Below are 16,017 nucleotides of genomic sequence, written 5' to 3'. Positions count from 1 at the left end.
TTCACGCATCGCGCTCACTGCTCACCATGACCGTCAAGCTTGCTCTGTCCGCAGGATCCCCACGCCACCGGCTTCGCCTCGGCACCCACGCCGCCTCACTGATCGTCGCATCGTGCATGTTCATCGCAGCAAGTCCCGCGAGCGCGCAAAGCGCCACGAGGAAAGCACCGGTGCAACTCGCGCAGAGCCAGCCGCAGCAGCCGGTACCGCAAGGACAGACGTTCGAGGAAGAGATCATTCCGCAGCGCTATGCGCACAACGCGAACGTCGATGCGTTCATCAACGAGATGGTCGCGCGCTACGATTTCGACGAAGCGTCGCTGCACGCGCTGTTCACCGGCGTCAGCTACTCGGCGACCGCAGTGAAGCTGGTCACCCCGTCATCGACGCCGTCGGTCAAGAACTGGCGCTCGTATCAGGCGCGCTTCCTCGACCCGGTGCGCGTCAATGCCGGCGTGCAGTTCTGGCGCGAGAACCGGGCCACGCTGCAGCGCGCGTATCAGGAGTTCGGCGTGCCGCCGGAGATGATCGTCGGCATCATCGGCGTCGAGACGATCTACGGTCGCTACATGGGTAATTTCCGCGTGCTCGATGCGCTGACCACGCTGAGCTTCGATTATCCGAACACCGCGAATCGCGCGGACCGCCAGGCGACCTTCCGCAAGAATCTCGAAGACTACCTGGTGTGGACGCGCGACGCGCAAATCGACCCGAACACGGTGCTCGGCTCGTACACCGGCGCGATCGGCATTCCGCAGTTCCTGCCGAGCAGCATCGTCCAATACGCGGTCGACTACGAAGGCAACAAGCGCATCGATCTGCGCACGAGCGATGCGGATGCGATCGGCAGCGTCGCGAATTATCTGCGCCAGAACGGCTGGGAAAGCGGCCGGCCGGTGGTATGGCGAATCGGCTCGGACGCGGGCAGCCTCGGTGTCGCGCAGGCCGCGGCCAATGGGCAGCCGGAGCCGCACTGGCCGCTCGACCAGTTGCTGCGTGCCGGCCTCGTGCTGAACGAGCCGAACGTCGACATTGCTTCCGAAGCGGGCACCCCGGTCACGGTGGTCGATCTGCCGACACCGGGACGCGGCACCGAGTTCGTGCTCGGCCTGAAGAATTTCTACGTGCTCACGCGCTACAACCGCAGCTTCTTCTATGCGCTCGCGGTGTATCAGCTGGGTCAGAAGGTCAAGGCGCAGATGCAAGCGATCGACGCGGCGAATGCCGCAAAAGCGGCCAACAACGGCAGCGCGTCGCAAGGCCAGGCGGATCAGTCGAACTCAGATTCGCAGTGAGTCACACCGCGAGTCGCCGCGGGCGCCTCGCGTTGAAAGACGCAAAAAAAGCGCCGGCTCGACCGGCGCTTTTTATTAGCTCGTGTGCCCGCGAAGGCGCCCGGCGACCCGCTTACGCGGGAAATACCCCCGTGGACAGATAACGGTCGCCGCGATCGCAGACGATGAACACGATCGTCGCGTTCTCGACCTGACGCGCGATGCGCAGCGCGACTTCGCACGCGCCACCCGACGAAATGCCCGCGAAGATGCCTTCGACCGACGCCAGGCGGCGCGCCATCGCCTCGGCCGCGGATTGGCTGACGTTCTCCACGCGGTCGACGCGGCTGCGGTCGAAGATTTTCGGCAGATACGCTTCCGGCCATTTGCGAATACCCGGAATACGCGAGCCTTCTTCCGGCTGCGCGCCGATGATTTCGATCTGCTCGTTCTGCGTTTTCAGATACGTCGACACGCCCATGATCGTGCCGGTCGTGCCCATCGACGACACGAAGTGCGTGATGCGCCCTTCCGTGTCGCGCCAGATTTCCGGGCCCGTGCCTTCAATGTGCGAGGCCGGATTGTCCGGGTTCGCGAACTGATCGAGGATGATGCCCTTGCCTTCGCGCTGCATCTGCTCGGCGAGATCGCGCGCGTACTCCATGCCGCCTTTGACAGGCGTCAGGATGATTTCCGCGCCGTAAGCGGCCATGCTCTGGCGGCGCTCGACCGACAGATCTTCCGGCATGATCAGCACCATCTTGTAGCCGCGGACTGCGGCGGCCATCGCGAGCGCGATGCCGGTGTTGCCGCTCGTCGATTCGATCAGCGTGTCGCCCGGCTTGATGCGTCCGCGCGCTTCGGCCTTCTTGATCATGGACAACGCCGGCCGGTCTTTCACCGACCCCGCAGGATTGTTGCCCTCGAGCTTCGCGAGGATCACATTGTTGCGGCTACGGATCTCGTCGTCGGGAAGCCGGACGAGTTGTACGAGCGGCGTATTGCCGACCGTGTCTTCAATCGTTTGGTATGCCATATGGGGTCTAGCGATCGATGCGCGAAAGAGTGTCTTCAGTCCATCGATTCTAAACCACGATCTCCGGCGCTGCCCTGCAGCCCTTCTGTCCGCATGGATGCATGGCGGTTGCTACGCAAAAAGCCCGCGGCTGCGAGCCGCGGGAAAGCGTGTGTACCAATCGATGCAATGGAACGTTCGCGAACCGTGCGCGCCGCAAGCCGCTCGTCAGCATGGCACGCGCAAGGCTCGCGGCCGTTTACTTCTTAACCGCCACTGCGGCGGCGCCCTTCTGCGTGGCGGCGGACGCGGCCGTAGCGGCCGGCTCCTTGCCCGCCGCAGCTGCCGCAACCTGCGTGCTAGCAGCCGCGCCAGCCGGTCCGACAGCGAGACCCTCCGCCTGCAGGCGCTCGATGGTGTGCCCGCCCATGCCCTTGACGCGCTTGCCGAAATCCGCCGCGTCCTTGAACGGGCCGTGCGCATTACGTTCCTCGACAATCGCTTTGGCTTTTGCCGGACCGATGCCCTTGATGCCGCGCAGCGCGTCTTCGTTAGCCGTATTGACGTCGACCGCCGCATACGCGTGGCCGAAAGCGGCGAGCATCGCCGCGGTAACCAGTACTTTTCGAAACATATTGGAATCTCCCTGTTGCCACTGGCCGGCGACCATCACCGGCCAGGAGATTCCAGTTTAAAGAGGATGACGTACGAATCACACCTGGCCGAACAGCCAACGCACGTAACGATCGACACCTTCCTGCACGCTCAGAAACGGCGCGTCGTAGCCGGCCGTGCGCAGTTTCGACTGATCGGCCTGCGTGAAGCACTGGTACTTGCCGCGCAGCGCGTCGGGGAACGGAATGTATTCGATCAGCCCGCGTTGCACCTGATCCGCGAGCGACAGCGCCGGCTCGTTGTTCAGCGCGCGCAGCGTGTTGACCACGGTGCTCGCGATATCGTTGAACGGCTGCGCGCGGCCGGTGCCGAGATTGAAAATGCCTGACTTCTCCGGATGATCGAAGAAGAACAGGTTGACCTTGACGACGTCTTCGACCGAGATGAAATCGCGCGTCTGCTCGCCGGCCGCATAGCCGTTGTACTCGCCGAACAGCTTGACCTTGCCCTCGGCGCGGAACTGGTTGAAGTTGTGAAACGCGACCGACGCCATGCGCGCCTTGTGCGTTTCGCGCGGACCGTAGACGTTGAAATAACGGAAGCCCACGATCTGGCTCTTCGCGGTGGGCAGCACGCGGCGAATCACCTGATCGAACAGGAACTTCGAATAGCCGTACACGTTCAGCGGCTGCTCGACCTCGCGCTCCTCGACGAAGCGGCTCGAGCCGCCATACGTCGCCGCCGACGACGCGTACAGGAACTGGACGTTCTGCGCGAGGCAGATGTCCAGCACGTCGCGGCTATAGCGGTAGTTGTTGTCCATCATGTAGCGGCCGTCGGTTTCCATCGTGTCCGAGCAGGCGCCTTCGTGGAATATCGCGCGCACCTTGCCGAAGTCGCCGCGCCTGAAGCGCTCGACGAATTCGGTTTTGTCGAGATAGTCGTCGATTTCGCAGTCGACCAGATTCCTGAACTTGTCCGCACGCGTGAGGTTATCGACGGCGATGATGCGCTGTTCGCCGCGCTCGTTGAGCGCCTTCACGAGATTGCTGCCGATAAAACCGGCCGCGCCGGTGACGATGACGGTCATGGTGATCCTGCGGTAGTGAGCTTCGTTCAGTCAACGCCGCGCGGGGTCCGCTGGTCCGTCGGACGACGGCGCCCCGCGGGCTGCATCAGGAAAAGAGTTCGTCGTAGTCGACCGTGGCGGTGCCCAGTTTGCCGACCACGATGCCGGCCGCGCGATTCGCGAGTCCCACCGCGTCGACGAGCGAAAGACCCGCGCCGAGCATCGCGGCGAGTGTCGCGATCACGGTGTCGCCCGCGCCCGAAACATCATACACTTCGCGCGCAACGGCCGACGCGTGCAGGATGCCATCGTCGGAGAACAGCGTCATGCCCTCCTCCGAGCGCGTCAGCAGCAGCGCCTTGAACTGGAGCTCGGCGCGCAGCTTCGTGACGCGCGCGATCAGATCTTCCTCGGACTTCCACTGTCCGACGACCTCGCGCAATTCCGCGCGATTCGGCGTGATCAGCGTCGCGCCGCGATAGCGCTCCCAGTCGTCGCCCTTCGGATCGACGAGCACCGGTTTGCCGGCCGCGTGCGCCTTCGCGATCATTTGCGTGACGTGCGTGAGGCCGCCCTTCGCGTAGTCGGACATCAGGATCACGTCGTACGATGGCAGCAGCTCGTCGAAACGCGCGAGGCCCGCGAGCAGCACCTCGTGTGCCGGCGAGTTTTCGAAATCGACGCGCAGCAACTGTTGCTGACGCGACAGCACGCGCAGCTTGATCGTCGTCAGCAAGGCCGGATCGCGTTCCAGATGCGGCGTGACGCCGCTTTCGCCGAGCAGCTGCACGATGCGCTCGCCGGGCTCGTCATGACCGACCACGCACAAAAGACCCGCCTGCGCGCTGAGCGCGACCGCGTTGCGCGCGACGTTCGCCGCGCCGCCCAGCCGATCTTCCTGGCGCTGCACGTGCACGACCGGCACGGGCGCCTCCGGAGAAATGCGGTTGACGTCGCCGAACCAGTATCGGTCGAGCATCACGTCGCCGACCACCAGCACGCGCGCCGCGTTGAGCTGCGCGCGCGGCACGACCGTGAGCTTCTGCGCCGTCGTGGACGCGGGCGCCGCGGGCATGGCCTCAGGCATCGACCGGAAGTTCAGAGGGTTGGGCATAGGGGCGTCCAATGGCGTGGTAGTCGATACCGAGCTCGGTCATCGCGTCCGGTTCGTACAGATTGCGGCCGTCGAAAATCAGCGGTGTCTTCAGCACCGATTTCAGATGCACGAAATCAGGACTCTTGAACTCCTTCCATTCGGTCACGATCACGAGCGCGTCGGCGCCGATCAGCGTTTCGTCCTGAGTGCTCGTGAACGTGAGACGCGCCAGCTGCTCCGGCGCAGCGTGCAGATCCATCGCGAAGACGCGACGCGCCTCGGTCACGGCGACCGGATCGTACGCACGCACGTTCGCGCCGCGCGCAAGCAACTCGCCGATCACGCGACGGCTCGGCGCCTCGCGCATGTCGTCGGTATTCGGCTTGAACGCGAGACCCCACACCGCGAACGCGCGGCCGCTCAAATCCTCGCCGAGCTTCGCGGTGATCTTGTTCACGAGCACGTCCTTCTGCTGGTAGTTCACTTCCTCGACCGCCTCGAGAATCCGCAGGTTGTGGCCGCTCTCGCTCGCGGTGCGAATCAACGCCTGCACGTCCTTCGGGAAGCACGAGCCGCCATAGCCGCAGCCCGCATACAGGAAGTGATAGCCGATGCGCGGATCGGAACCGATGCCGCGGCGCACCGCTTCGATGTCGGCGCCGACCTTGTCCGCGAGATTCGACATCTCGTTCATGAACGAGATGCGCGTCGCGAGCATCGCGTTGGCCGCGTACTTGGTGAACTCGGCCGAGCGAACGTCCATGTACAGCGTGCGTTCGTGATTGCGGTTGAACGGCGCGTACAGACGCTTCATCATTTCGCGCGCCCGCACGCCCGGTTCGTCTTCGTCGATACCGATCACGATACGGTCGGGGCGCATGAAGTCGTCGACGGCCGCACCTTCCTTCAGGAACTCGGGATTCGACACGACCGAGAAGCGATGCTGCGCGCTGCCGGCGAGCCCGCGTTTCGCGAGCTCTTCATTGATCACCGCGCGCACGCGCTGCGCGGTGCCGACCGGCACCGTCGATTTGTCGACGATCACCTTGAAACCATTCATCGTGCGGCCGATGTTGCGCGCGGCCTCGAGCACATATTGCAGATCGGCGGAGCCGTCTTCGTCGGGCGGCGTGCCGACCGCGATGAACTGCACGTCGCCGTGCGCGACGCTCGCGGCGACATCGGTCGAGAACGTGATGCGGCCAGCCGCGCGCGTGCGGGCGATCATCTCCTGCAAGCCCGGTTCGTGAATCGGCACGCCGCCTTTGTTGAGGATGTCGATCTTGCGCTGATCGACGTCGAGACAGAAGACGTCATTGCCGATTTCGGCGAGACAGGCGCCGGTGACAAGGCCCACATAGCCGGTGCCGATAATGGTGATTTTCATACGCTTTCCGGTGGAAGGTTCCGGTAATGAATGCCGCTCATGAGGCCGGCGATAAACTCGTTGCGAAATTCGCGGAGCGGTTGCGTCGCAATGAACGCCGACGCGGCCAAAGCCGCCCGTGCGGCGTCAACTCGACGCGGTAATCGGCTCGACGCGGCGCGGTGCATAGGTTTCCCAACCGCTGCATCCGGGGCACTGCCAGTAGAAAAGCCTCGCCCGGAAACCACAATTCTGGCACGTATAGCGTGGCAGATTCTTGGTGCGCTGGCGGATCAGTGTGTGCATCAGTTCGAGCTCGCTGCGCCGCGGCTCTTCGGCGACGGCCTGCTGCGCTTCGAGCAGACGCGTCATGCCGGCCAGATTCGGCGACTTCTGCATCTGCGTGCGCGCGAGCGCATGCGCGGCATCGGCGCCGCGCAGCGACGCGACGTACTGATACGCGACGTCGAGCAGATCGTTGCTCGGATGACGGTCGACCCACGTGGTCAGCAGATCGGCGCCCTCCTGCGCGCGGCCAAGCGCTTCATACGCCTTCATGATTTTCTCGGCGACGAGCGGCAGATACGCGGGGTTCTGCTCCTCGACGCCGCGCCATTGACCGATCGCCGCTTCGGACGCGCCGCCGGCCGCGTCGACGTCGCCGAACAGGATCGTCGCGCGCACGTTGGTCGGGTTCGCCTTCAGCGCGAGACCGAGCTGATGACGCGCTTCGTCCGGTTTCTTCTGCTGCAGCGCTTCCTGAGCAAGTTCGCAATGGAACTGCGCGATTTCCTTCTCGAGCGACGGCGCGCCCATCGTTTCGAGATGTCGCGCGGTATCGATCGACTTGACCCAGTCCTTCTCGATCTCGTAGATCGTCAACAGCGCGCGTTGAGCGCCGAGTGCGTAATCGCCCGCCTGCAGCGAGCGGAAGGTTTCCTCGGCACGGTCGAGCAGACCCGCTTTCAGGAAGTCCTGGCCGAGTTCGTACAGCGCGTGATCGCGCTCACTGACAGGCAGGTCCGCGCGGCTCAGCAGATTTTGATGCACGCGGATCGCTCGATCCGTTTCGCCGCGCCGGCGGAACAGATTGCCGAGCGCGAAATGCAATTCGACCGTTTCAGGGTCGAGCTTGACGACCTCGATGAATGCGTCGATCGCCTGGTCGGGCTGCTCGTTGAGCAGGAAGTTCAGGCCGCGAAAATAGGACCGCGGCAGGTTCGCGCTCTCGGACAGCAGCGTCTTGAGGTCGTAGCGCGCCGCCATCCAGCCGAACGCGAATGCGACGGGTATGACCAGCAGCCACCAGAAGTCTAGATCCATGCGATTAATGCAAATGTGCGGGAAAGCGAAAAACGAAAAGCCGCGCTCAGAGCGCGCGGCGCAACGGAGTTCAGATCAGCGGCGGCATCGGCGGCTGCTCGACGACGGCTGGAGTTTCGCGCGCCACGCGCAACTCGCGCCTGAGCCGGCCATTCTCCATGCGCAGACGTACGACGGCCGGCATCGCCGACACGAGCCCCGCGAGCAAGCCGATCACGAAAAACGCGAGACCGATCAAAATCAGAGGCGCCGACCAGACGTAGCCGGCGAGGAAATTCAGCGTAGCGGGTTGCGTGTTGGAGAGCGCCAGCACCAGCAGCAGCACGAACACCAGCACACGGATCAGCCAGACGATAAATTTCATGAATAGATCTCTTGACGGCAGTTGCGGGGTGACGCCGGCTCGATGACGCGTCGCGCCACGGTGTTGCCCGCGCCGAAGTGACCCGTATTGTAATGGATGACCTCGGGGCTGGGCAGCAAGTGGCGGGATGGCGCACTGACGGGTGATTCGCGAAATGCAAAGGCCGCACCGGAAGGCGCCCTCTTCTCAAACGATGGTCGAAAAAAAAGCGCCCGAAGGCGCTTTTCCTGGTCTTTTGCCGACTGGCTTTGGCCGCTGACGCTAGCTATGCCACGCTGCAAGACGCACAGCGGACTCATTAAAGGTCGTCATCCGGCTCTTCGGCCTTCAGCGGCTCGCCCGCGCGACGATCCACCCGCTCGCGCAATTCCTTGCCTGGCTTGAAGTGCGGTACGTACTTCTCAGGTACCAGCACCTTCTCGCCCGACTTCGGATTGCGTCCAACGCGGGAGGGACGGCGGTTGAGCCCGAAGCTGCCGAAGCCTCGAATTTCGATGCGATGACCTTTGGCAAGTGCCTCCGACATCGCATCGAGCATCGTCTTCACCGCGAAATCCGCATCCTTGAGAACAAGTTGCGGAAACCGCGTAGCCAGCTGGGCGACCAATTCCGATTTGGTCATACTGCAGCAGACCTCTCAGGCTTACTGGTTCTGGCCGTCGAGCTTGGCCTTCAGCAGCGCGCCGAGGTTCGTCGTGCCGGTAGCGGCTGCGCTCGAATCCGAAGCAGCGAGACCGCGGATGGCTTCCTGCTGCTCAGCCGAATCCTTCGCCTTGATCGACAGGTTGATGCCACGCGACTTGCGATCGATGTTGATGATCATCGCGTTGACCTTGTCGCCTTCCTTCAGCACGTTGCGAGCGTCTTCCACGCGGTCCTGGGCGATTTCCGAAGCACGCAGGTAGCCTTCGACTTCACCCGACAGCTGGACCACAGCACCCTTCGCGTCCACCGACTTGACAGTACCGTCGACGACCGAACCCTTGTCGTTCATTGCAACGTAGTTGCTGAACGGGTCGCCTTCGAGCTGCTTGATACCCAGCGAAATACGTTCCTTCTCGACGTCGATGCCGAGAACGATCGCTTCCACTTCGTCGCCCTTCTTGTACTTGCGAACGGCTTCCTCGCCGGTTTCGCTCCACGACAGATCCGACAGGTGAACCAGACCGTCGATGCCGCCCGGCAGACCGATGAACACGCCGAAGTCGGTGATCGACTTGATGGCGCCGCTGATCTTGTCGCCCTTCTTGAAGTTGCGGCTGAAGTCGTCCCACGGGTTCGGCTTGCACTGCTTCATGCCGAGGCTGATACGACGGCGGTCTTCGTCGATTTCGAGAACCATGACTTCGACTTCGTCGCCCAATTGGACAACCTTCGACGGAGCAACGTTCTTGTTGGTCCAGTCCATTTCCGACACGTGGACGAGGCCTTCGATGCCCGATTCCACTTCGACGAATGCGCCGTAGTCGGTGATGTTGGTGACCTTACCGAACAGACGCGTGCCCGACGGGTAACGGCGCGAGATGCCTTCCCACGGATCGTCGCCCAGTTGCTTGATACCGAGCGAAACGCGGTTCTTTTCCTGGTCGAACTTGAGGATCTTCGCGGTGACTTCCTGGCCAACCGACAGAACTTCGCTCGGGTGACGCACACGACGCCAAGCGATGTCCGTGATGTGCAGCAGGCCGTCGATACCGCCGAGGTCCACGAACGCGCCGTAGTCGGTGATGTTCTTGACCACGCCTTCGACGATCGCGCCTTCCTTCAGCGTTTCGAGCAGCTTCGCGCGCTCTTCGCCTTGCGTTGCCTCGATGACAGCGCGGCGCGACAGCACGACGTTGTTACGCTTGCGGTCGAGCTTGATGACGCGGAATTCGAGCGTCTTGCCTTCGTACGGGGTGGTGTCCTTGACCGGACGCGTATCAACCAGCGAACCCGGCAGGAACGCGCGAATGCCGTTGACCATCACGGTCATACCGCCCTTGACCTTGCCCGTGATCGTGCCGGTTACGAGTTCGTTGTTGTCCAGCGCCTTTTCCAGCGACAGCCACGAAGCCAGACGCTTCGCCTTGTCACGCGACAGGATGGTGTCGCCATAGCCGTTTTCCAGCGCGTCGATCGCGACGGAAACGAAATCGCCCGCCTGCACTTCTACCTCGCCCGCGTCGTTCAGGAACTCTTCGAGCGGGATGTAGGCTTCGGACTTCAGACCAGCGTTCACGACCACGAAGTTGTGGTCGACACGCACGACTTCCGCGGAGATCACTTCGCCAGCGCGCATGTCCTGCTTGGTCAGCGACTCTTCGAACAGAGCCGCAAAAGATTCGGTATTCGGGGTAGAGGTTTGCAGGTCGGACATAAAAATCAGAGTTTGCATGGTCTTCGCAACGCCTGGCTCACCGGACTGGTCAGCAACTGCGGCAAATACGCGAACGCCACGCGGGGTTAAAGGGTTAAAAAAACAACGCTTCGCGACCATCGCGAAGCACCTACCAACAACAGGACTGCCGCTGTCTGGCCACTACCGCATGACCGTTTCAGTTACGCATGCGGGACCAGCGCTTCATACCATTGCACCACCTGCTCGACCGCCTGGTCGACCGACAATGCGGAGGTATCAAGCAGTTTTGCATCCGCCGCGGGCTTGAGCGGCGCGGCCGCGCGCTGACTGTCACGCTCGTCGCGCTCACGCAAATCCCGGAGCAAGTCATCTATATTAGCAGAAAATCCTTTTTGGATCAATTGCTTATGCCGGCGCGTCGCGCGGGCCTCGACGCTCGCCGTCATGAACACCTTCAGCACGGCATCCTGAAAGATCACGGTGCCCATGTCGCGCCCGTCGGCGACGAGCCCCGGCTCCTTGCGAAACGCCCGCTGACGCGCCACCAGCGCGGTTCGCACCTGCGCGTGAACGGCGATCGCCGAGGCGCAGCCGCCCACTTCCTCGGCACGAATTTCGGTCGATACATCGACGCCGTCGAGCTGCGCGAGCCCCTCGCGAAACGTGATATGGAGGTCGTCGATCAGTTTGACAAGTGCGTCGACGTCGTCCGCCGCGATGCCGTAGCGCAGGCTCGCGAGTGCCGCGAGCCTGTAGAGCGCGCCGCTGTCGAGCAGGTGAAAGCCGAGGTTGGCGGCCACCATCGCGGCCACAGTGCCTTTGCCGGAGGCGCTGGGGCCGTCGATCGTAATGACGGGCGTCTGGTGAAAGGGACGGATCGGTTTCATCTAAAAATGTCGCACATCGGGCGATTCGCACGCGAATCTGGATTGCATCAGGGTTGCGCGAGCGCCGTGAAGCGCTCGAAATAATCGGGGAACGTCTTGCCGACGCACTTCGGGTCATTGATGCGGATCGGCACACCGCCCAAGCTCACGAGCGAGAAGCACATCGCCATACGGTGGTCGTCGTAGGTGTCGATCGCGGCATTCGGGATGAGCTTTTCGGGCGGCGTGACGACGAGGAAATCCTCGCCCTCCTGCACCTTCGCGCCGACCTTGCGCAGCTCGGTCGCCATCGCGGCGATGCGGTCGGTTTCCTTGACGCGCCAGCTTGCGATGTTGCGCAGCGTGGTCGTGCCGTCCGCGAACAGCGCGGCGACCGCGATCGTCATCGCCGCGTCGGGGATCAGGTTGAAGTCCATGTCGATCGGATCGAGCTTGCCATGGTCGTTGCCGACGCCGCGCACTTCGATCCAGTCCTCGCCCATCTGCAGGTTCGCGCCCATCTTGATCAGCGCATCGGCAAAGCCGACGTCACCCTGGATGCTCGCGCGGCCCACCCCTTCCACTCTCAGCGGGCCGCCGCCGAGCGCTCCCGCGGCGAGGAAATACGACGCCGACGACGCATCCCCTTCCACCATGATCGCGCCTGGCGACTGATAACGCTGCCCGGCCGGCACCACGAACTGGTGCCAGCCGTGACGCTCGACGTCGATGCCGAAGCGCGCCATCAGCTTGATCGTGATCTCGATGTACGGCTTCGAGATCAGCTCGCCGTCGACCTGCACGGTGGTGACGCCGCTCGCGGTGCGCAAGAGCGGCAGCGTCATCAGCAGCGAGGTCAGAAACTGGCTCGACACGTCGCCGCGCACGCGGATCGGCGCGTCGGCCGTGATCTGGGCGGGACGGATGCGTAGCGGCGGATAGCCTTCGTTCTGTTCGTAGTCGATCTTCGCGCCGATCTGGCGCAGGCCGTCGACGAGATCGCCGATCGGCCGCTCGTGCATGCGCGGCACGCCGTGGATCCGGTAGTCGCCGCCGTTCACGGAGAGGGCCGCGGTCAGCGGACGCACCGCCGTACCCGCGTTGCCGAGGAACAGGTCGGCCGTTCGCGCGGTGAACGCGCCGCGCGTGCCGGTCACGACGCAGGTGTCACCGTCGCGCTTCAGACGTACGCCAAGCTTTTCGAGCGCGGCGAGCATCACGCGGGTGTCATCGGAATCGAGCAGGTTCGTGATCGTCGTCTCGCCTTCGGCGAGCGCGGCGAGCAGCAGCACGCGGTTCGAGATGCTCTTCGAGCCGGGCAGACGAATCGTGCCGGACGCACGGGAAAAAGGTCCGAGATCGAGGAATTCCATGATGTGTCCAGTTTCCGGTTATTTGGACGCGTCGCTGGCGGCCACGCCAGCCGCGCGCTGCTCCTGCCACTGACTGCGCGCGACGCGCGAGCGCGCGAACACCGCTTCGAGCGCGGCGCCGTCGCCGGCCTCGATCGCCGTGCGCAGGCGCGCGAGCACCGCGGTATACGCGTCGAGTTCGTCGAGCAGCGCCGCGCGATTGGCGACGCAGACGTCGCGCCACATCTCCGGACTCGACGCGGCGATGCGCGTGAAGTCGCGGAATCCGCCCGCCGCGAACGAGAACTTCAAAGCGGCGTCGGGCGAACTGAGGATCTGTTCGACGAGCGCGAACGACAGCACGTGCGGTAGATGACTGACCGACGCGAACACGCGGTCGTGCTGCTGCGGCGTCATCTCGCGCACCAAGGCGCCGGTGGCGCGCCACATCGCCGCGACGCGCTCGACCGCTTCCGGCGCGTTCTCCGGCAGCGGGCACAGCACGACGTTGCGGTTCACGTACAGATCGGGCAACGCGGCGTCGACGCCGCTCGACTCGCGGCCGGCGATCGGATGGCCCGGCACGAACTGGCCGATCCGTGCACCGAGCGCCGCGCGCGCGGCGGCGACCACGTCGGACTTGGTGCTGCCCGCGTCGGTGACGATCGTGTTGGCGTCGAGATGCAGCGCGATGCGTTCGAGTAGCGGCTGTGTCTGCGCGACCGGCGCCGCGAGCAGCACGAAGTCCGCGCCCGCTAGCGCGTCGCGCAGCGCGGCGTCGTCGGTGAGCGCCGCGGCGCCGTCGATCACCCCGAGCGCCAACGCGCGCCCGCTCGACGCGGACGTCCGTCCCACCCCAACCACCGTGCGTGCCCCACCGGCCTTGCCGCGTTCACGCAACGCGCGCGCGAGCGATCCGCCGATCAGGCCGACACCGAAAATCACCAGCTTGTTAAAAGAAAACGCGGCCACGTCGCTCACACAATACGGACAATAAGCGCGCCGCTCCTGCCGGCCGACGCGCGGGATCAAGGAAGCAATGCTTACGCAGCGGCAGGCTCGGCAAGCGTCTTTTCGAGCGCCGCGAGGAACGCTCCGTTTTCCTCCGGCAGGCCGATCGTGATGCGTAGCCACTGCGGCAAACCGTAGTTGCCGACCGGTCGCACGATCACAGCCTGTTTCAGCAGCGCGAGATTCACCCGGGCGCCGGCTTCGTCGTCACCGCCGACGCGCACGAGCACGAAGTTACCTTCGGATGGCACGTATTCGAGACCGAGCTTGTCGAACGCCTCGGTCAGAAGCTTATAGCCCTGCGCGTTCAGCGCCGCGCTCTTTTCCAGAAATGCGCTGTCGTTCAGTGCCGCAATCGCCGCGGCCTGCGCGAGCGTATTGACGTTAAACGGCTGACGCAGTCGATTCAGCAGATCGGTCAAGCTGGGCTGCGCGATCGCGAAGCCGATACGCAGGCCCGCCAGGCCGAACGCCTTCGAGAAAGTGCGCGACACCAGCAGGTTCGGATAGCGGCGCACCCAGTCGATCGAGTTATAGCGCTTGTCCGCCGACAGATACTCGGTGTACGCCTCGTCGAGCACGACGACCACATGGCGCGGCAATTTGCAGAGAAACGCCTCGAGCGTCGGACCGTCGACGAACGTACCGGTCGGATTGTTCGGATTGGCGACGAACACGAGACGCGTGTCGTCGTCGATCGCGGCAAGCATCACGTCGAGGTCGTGACCATAGTGCACGGCCGGCACGACGATCGCGCGCGCGCCGACGCCTTGCGTTGCGAGCGCATAGACCGCGAACGAATACTCCGAGAACACTACCGCCTGGCCCTTCTCGACGAACGCGTGCGCGGCGAGTTCGAGGATGTCATTGCTGCCGTTGCCGAGCGTGATCCACTCGGCCGGCACGCCGTAGCGCGCGGCGAGCGCCGCCTTCAGTTCGAAACCGTTCGAGTCCGGATAGCGGCCGAGGTCGGCGATCGCCTGCGCCATCGCGCGCTGCGCGGATTCCGGCATGCCGAGCGGATTCTCGTTCGATGCCAGCTTCACGATGCTCGCCTCGTCGAGACCAAACTCGCGGGCCACTTCCGAAATCGGCTTGCCGGCGATGTACGGCGCGATCGCACGCACATAGGAAGGGCCGAAAGACGCTGTCATGAAAATCTCCGAACGACGATGGATCGTGAAATATGCGTTCGGGCAGTGCACTTGGCGCCGCCCGGACTGCGCTGCCAGCCCTTACCGGGCGCGCGGATACGAGCCGAGTATTTTCAGGAACGCGGCCTTCTCGCCGAGCCCGGCGAGCGCGGCGGCCACGGCCGGGTCGTCGCGATGGCCTTCGACGTCGATATAGAAGTAGTACTCCCACGTGCCGACGCGCGCCGGGCGCGATTCGAAACGCGTCATCGACACGCCGTGGCGCGCCAGCGGCTCGAGCAGCTTGACCATCGCACCGGGTTCGTTCACGACCGACACAATCAGCGAGGTCTGGTCGTAGCCGCTCGGACCGGTCGGCTGCTTGCCGATCATGACGAAGCGTGTGCGGTTGTGCGGATCGTCCTGGATCAGCGCGTTGGTGACCTGCAGGCCGTAGTGGATCGCGGCGCGGTCGCCGGCGATGGCCGCGACGGTCGGATCTTCGGCTGCCATCCGTGCAGCTTCCGCGTTGCTCGACACCGCCTGGCGCTCGAGATGCGGCGCGTTGGTCGACAGCCAGCGCTGGCATTGCGCGAGCGCCTGGGCGTGCGCGCACACGCGCGTGACGCCGGCGAGCCCGTTTTGCGTGAGCAGGTTGTGATGAATCGGCAATGCGAGTTCGCCGCCGATGGTCAGCTGCGTTTGCAGCAGCAGATCCAGCGTGCGCGACACCGCGCCTTCGGTCGAATTCTCGACCGGCACGACCCCGTAGTCGGCGGCGCCCGCCTCGACCGAGCGGAACACTTCATCGATCGACGGGCACGGCAGCCCTTCGATCGACTGACCGAAGTACTCATGCATCGCCTGTTCGCTATAGGTGCCGACGGGCCCGAGGTATGCGGCCTTGATGGTCTTTTCGAGCGCGCGGCTTGCGGCCATGATCTCGCGCCAGATCGCGCTGATGTGTTCGTCCGCAAGCGGCCCCGCGCTCATCTCCTGCAGGCGCGCGATCACCTGCATCTCGCGCTCGGGTCGGAACACCGGTGCGTTGAAATGCTTCTTGACCTCCCCGACTTCGAGCGCGACCGACGCGCGCTGGTTCAGGAGCGCGATCAGCTGCGCGTCGAGCGCGTCGATGCGATCGCGCAGAGGTTTGAGTCGTGTATTGAGTTCGTCGTCCATGCGTAAAACG

Annotated in this window: 15 protein-coding genes; 1 reads left to right on the top strand and 14 read right to left on the bottom strand. The window is 64.0% G+C overall.

What is annotated here, in order from left to right; translation table 11 throughout:
- The first annotated feature begins 116 nt into the window (after nt 1–116).
- Nucleotides 117–1,295 (top strand): lytic murein transglycosylase B, encoded by a 1,179-nt coding sequence (mltB, locus tag OKW30_RS04520; RefSeq protein WP_187628969.1) that lies wholly within the window; start codon nt 117–119, stop codon nt 1,293–1,295.
- 112 nt (nt 1,296–1,407) lie between these two features.
- Here the strand turns inward: mltB and cysM are convergent, their stop codons facing one another.
- The 14 genes from cysM to pheA form a co-directional block, all read right to left on the bottom strand.
- Nucleotides 1,408–2,310 carry a cysteine synthase CysM gene (gene cysM / locus OKW30_RS04515; protein WP_184070716.1) on the bottom strand — a complete coding sequence of 301 codons (903 nt, stop codon included), beginning with the start codon at nt 2,308–2,310 and terminating at the stop codon, nt 1,408–1,410.
- Between the two features lie 238 nt (nt 2,311–2,548).
- Nucleotides 2,549–2,923, bottom strand: a complete 375-nt coding sequence (locus OKW30_RS04510; protein WP_090805416.1) for a ComEA family DNA-binding protein — start codon at nt 2,921–2,923, stop codon at nt 2,549–2,551.
- 78 nt (nt 2,924–3,001) lie between these two features.
- A complete protein-coding gene (gene rfaD, locus OKW30_RS04505) occupies nt 3,002–3,994 on the bottom strand; it encodes an ADP-glyceromanno-heptose 6-epimerase (RefSeq protein ID WP_184011054.1) in 993 nt (330 codons plus the stop codon).
- A gap of 85 nt (nt 3,995–4,079) precedes the next feature.
- Nucleotides 4,080–5,087 carry a D-glycero-beta-D-manno-heptose-7-phosphate kinase gene (gene rfaE1 / locus OKW30_RS04500; RefSeq protein WP_090801312.1) on the bottom strand — a complete coding sequence of 336 codons (1,008 nt, stop codon included), beginning with the start codon at nt 5,085–5,087 and terminating at the stop codon, nt 4,080–4,082.
- Nucleotides 5,053–6,456 carry a UDP-glucose dehydrogenase family protein gene (locus tag OKW30_RS04495; RefSeq protein WP_090801314.1) on the bottom strand — a complete coding sequence of 468 codons (1,404 nt, stop codon included), beginning with the start codon at nt 6,454–6,456 and terminating at the stop codon, nt 5,053–5,055. Before OKW30_RS04495 ends, rfaE1 begins: the two co-directional genes overlap by 35 nt.
- Nucleotides 6,457–6,582: 126 nt before the next feature.
- On the bottom strand, nt 6,583–7,758 hold the full coding sequence (gene lapB / locus OKW30_RS04490) for a lipopolysaccharide assembly protein LapB (protein ID WP_187617118.1): 1,176 nt from the start codon (nt 7,756–7,758) through the stop codon (nt 6,583–6,585).
- Nucleotides 7,759–7,828: 70 nt separating this feature from the next.
- A complete protein-coding gene (locus tag OKW30_RS04485; RefSeq protein WP_013090140.1) occupies nt 7,829–8,122 on the bottom strand; it encodes a LapA family protein in 294 nt (97 codons plus the stop codon).
- 298 nt (nt 8,123–8,420) lie between these two features.
- Complete coding sequence (locus OKW30_RS04480; protein ID WP_006050255.1) at nt 8,421–8,744, bottom strand: integration host factor subunit beta; 324 nt, start codon at nt 8,742–8,744, stop codon at nt 8,421–8,423.
- Between the two features lie 21 nt (nt 8,745–8,765).
- Nucleotides 8,766–10,499: a 30S ribosomal protein S1 gene (gene rpsA, locus OKW30_RS04475; RefSeq protein ID WP_008921410.1), complete on the bottom strand. Its 1,734-nt coding sequence runs from the start codon at nt 10,497–10,499 to the stop codon at nt 8,766–8,768.
- A gap of 164 nt (nt 10,500–10,663) precedes the next feature.
- Nucleotides 10,664–11,350: a (d)CMP kinase gene (cmk, locus tag OKW30_RS04470; RefSeq protein ID WP_187628965.1), complete on the bottom strand. Its 687-nt coding sequence runs from the start codon at nt 11,348–11,350 to the stop codon at nt 10,664–10,666.
- 47 nt (nt 11,351–11,397) lie between these two features.
- A complete protein-coding gene (gene aroA, locus OKW30_RS04465; protein WP_184027696.1) occupies nt 11,398–12,702 on the bottom strand; it encodes a 3-phosphoshikimate 1-carboxyvinyltransferase in 1,305 nt (434 codons plus the stop codon).
- 18 nt (nt 12,703–12,720) lie between these two features.
- On the bottom strand, nt 12,721–13,662 hold the full coding sequence (locus OKW30_RS04460; RefSeq protein WP_429347723.1) for a prephenate dehydrogenase: 942 nt from the start codon (nt 13,660–13,662) through the stop codon (nt 12,721–12,723).
- A gap of 62 nt (nt 13,663–13,724) precedes the next feature.
- Nucleotides 13,725–14,846 carry a histidinol-phosphate transaminase gene (gene hisC, locus OKW30_RS04455; RefSeq protein ID WP_429346119.1) on the bottom strand — a complete coding sequence of 374 codons (1,122 nt, stop codon included), beginning with the start codon at nt 14,844–14,846 and terminating at the stop codon, nt 13,725–13,727.
- 81 nt (nt 14,847–14,927) lie between these two features.
- The gene (gene pheA / locus OKW30_RS04450) at nt 14,928–16,007 is read right to left on the bottom strand and encodes a prephenate dehydratase (protein WP_018421374.1); all 1,080 of its coding nucleotides are present in this window, start codon (nt 16,005–16,007) and stop codon (nt 14,928–14,930) included.
- Between the last annotated feature and the right edge of the window lie 10 nt (nt 16,008–16,017).

Source organism: Paraburkholderia sp. Clong3 (assembly GCF_050436485.1).
In the GTDB taxonomy this organism is placed as follows: Bacteria; Pseudomonadota; Gammaproteobacteria; order Burkholderiales; family Burkholderiaceae; genus Paraburkholderia; species Paraburkholderia tuberum.
This window is presented reverse-complemented; position numbering and strand designations above follow the sequence as displayed.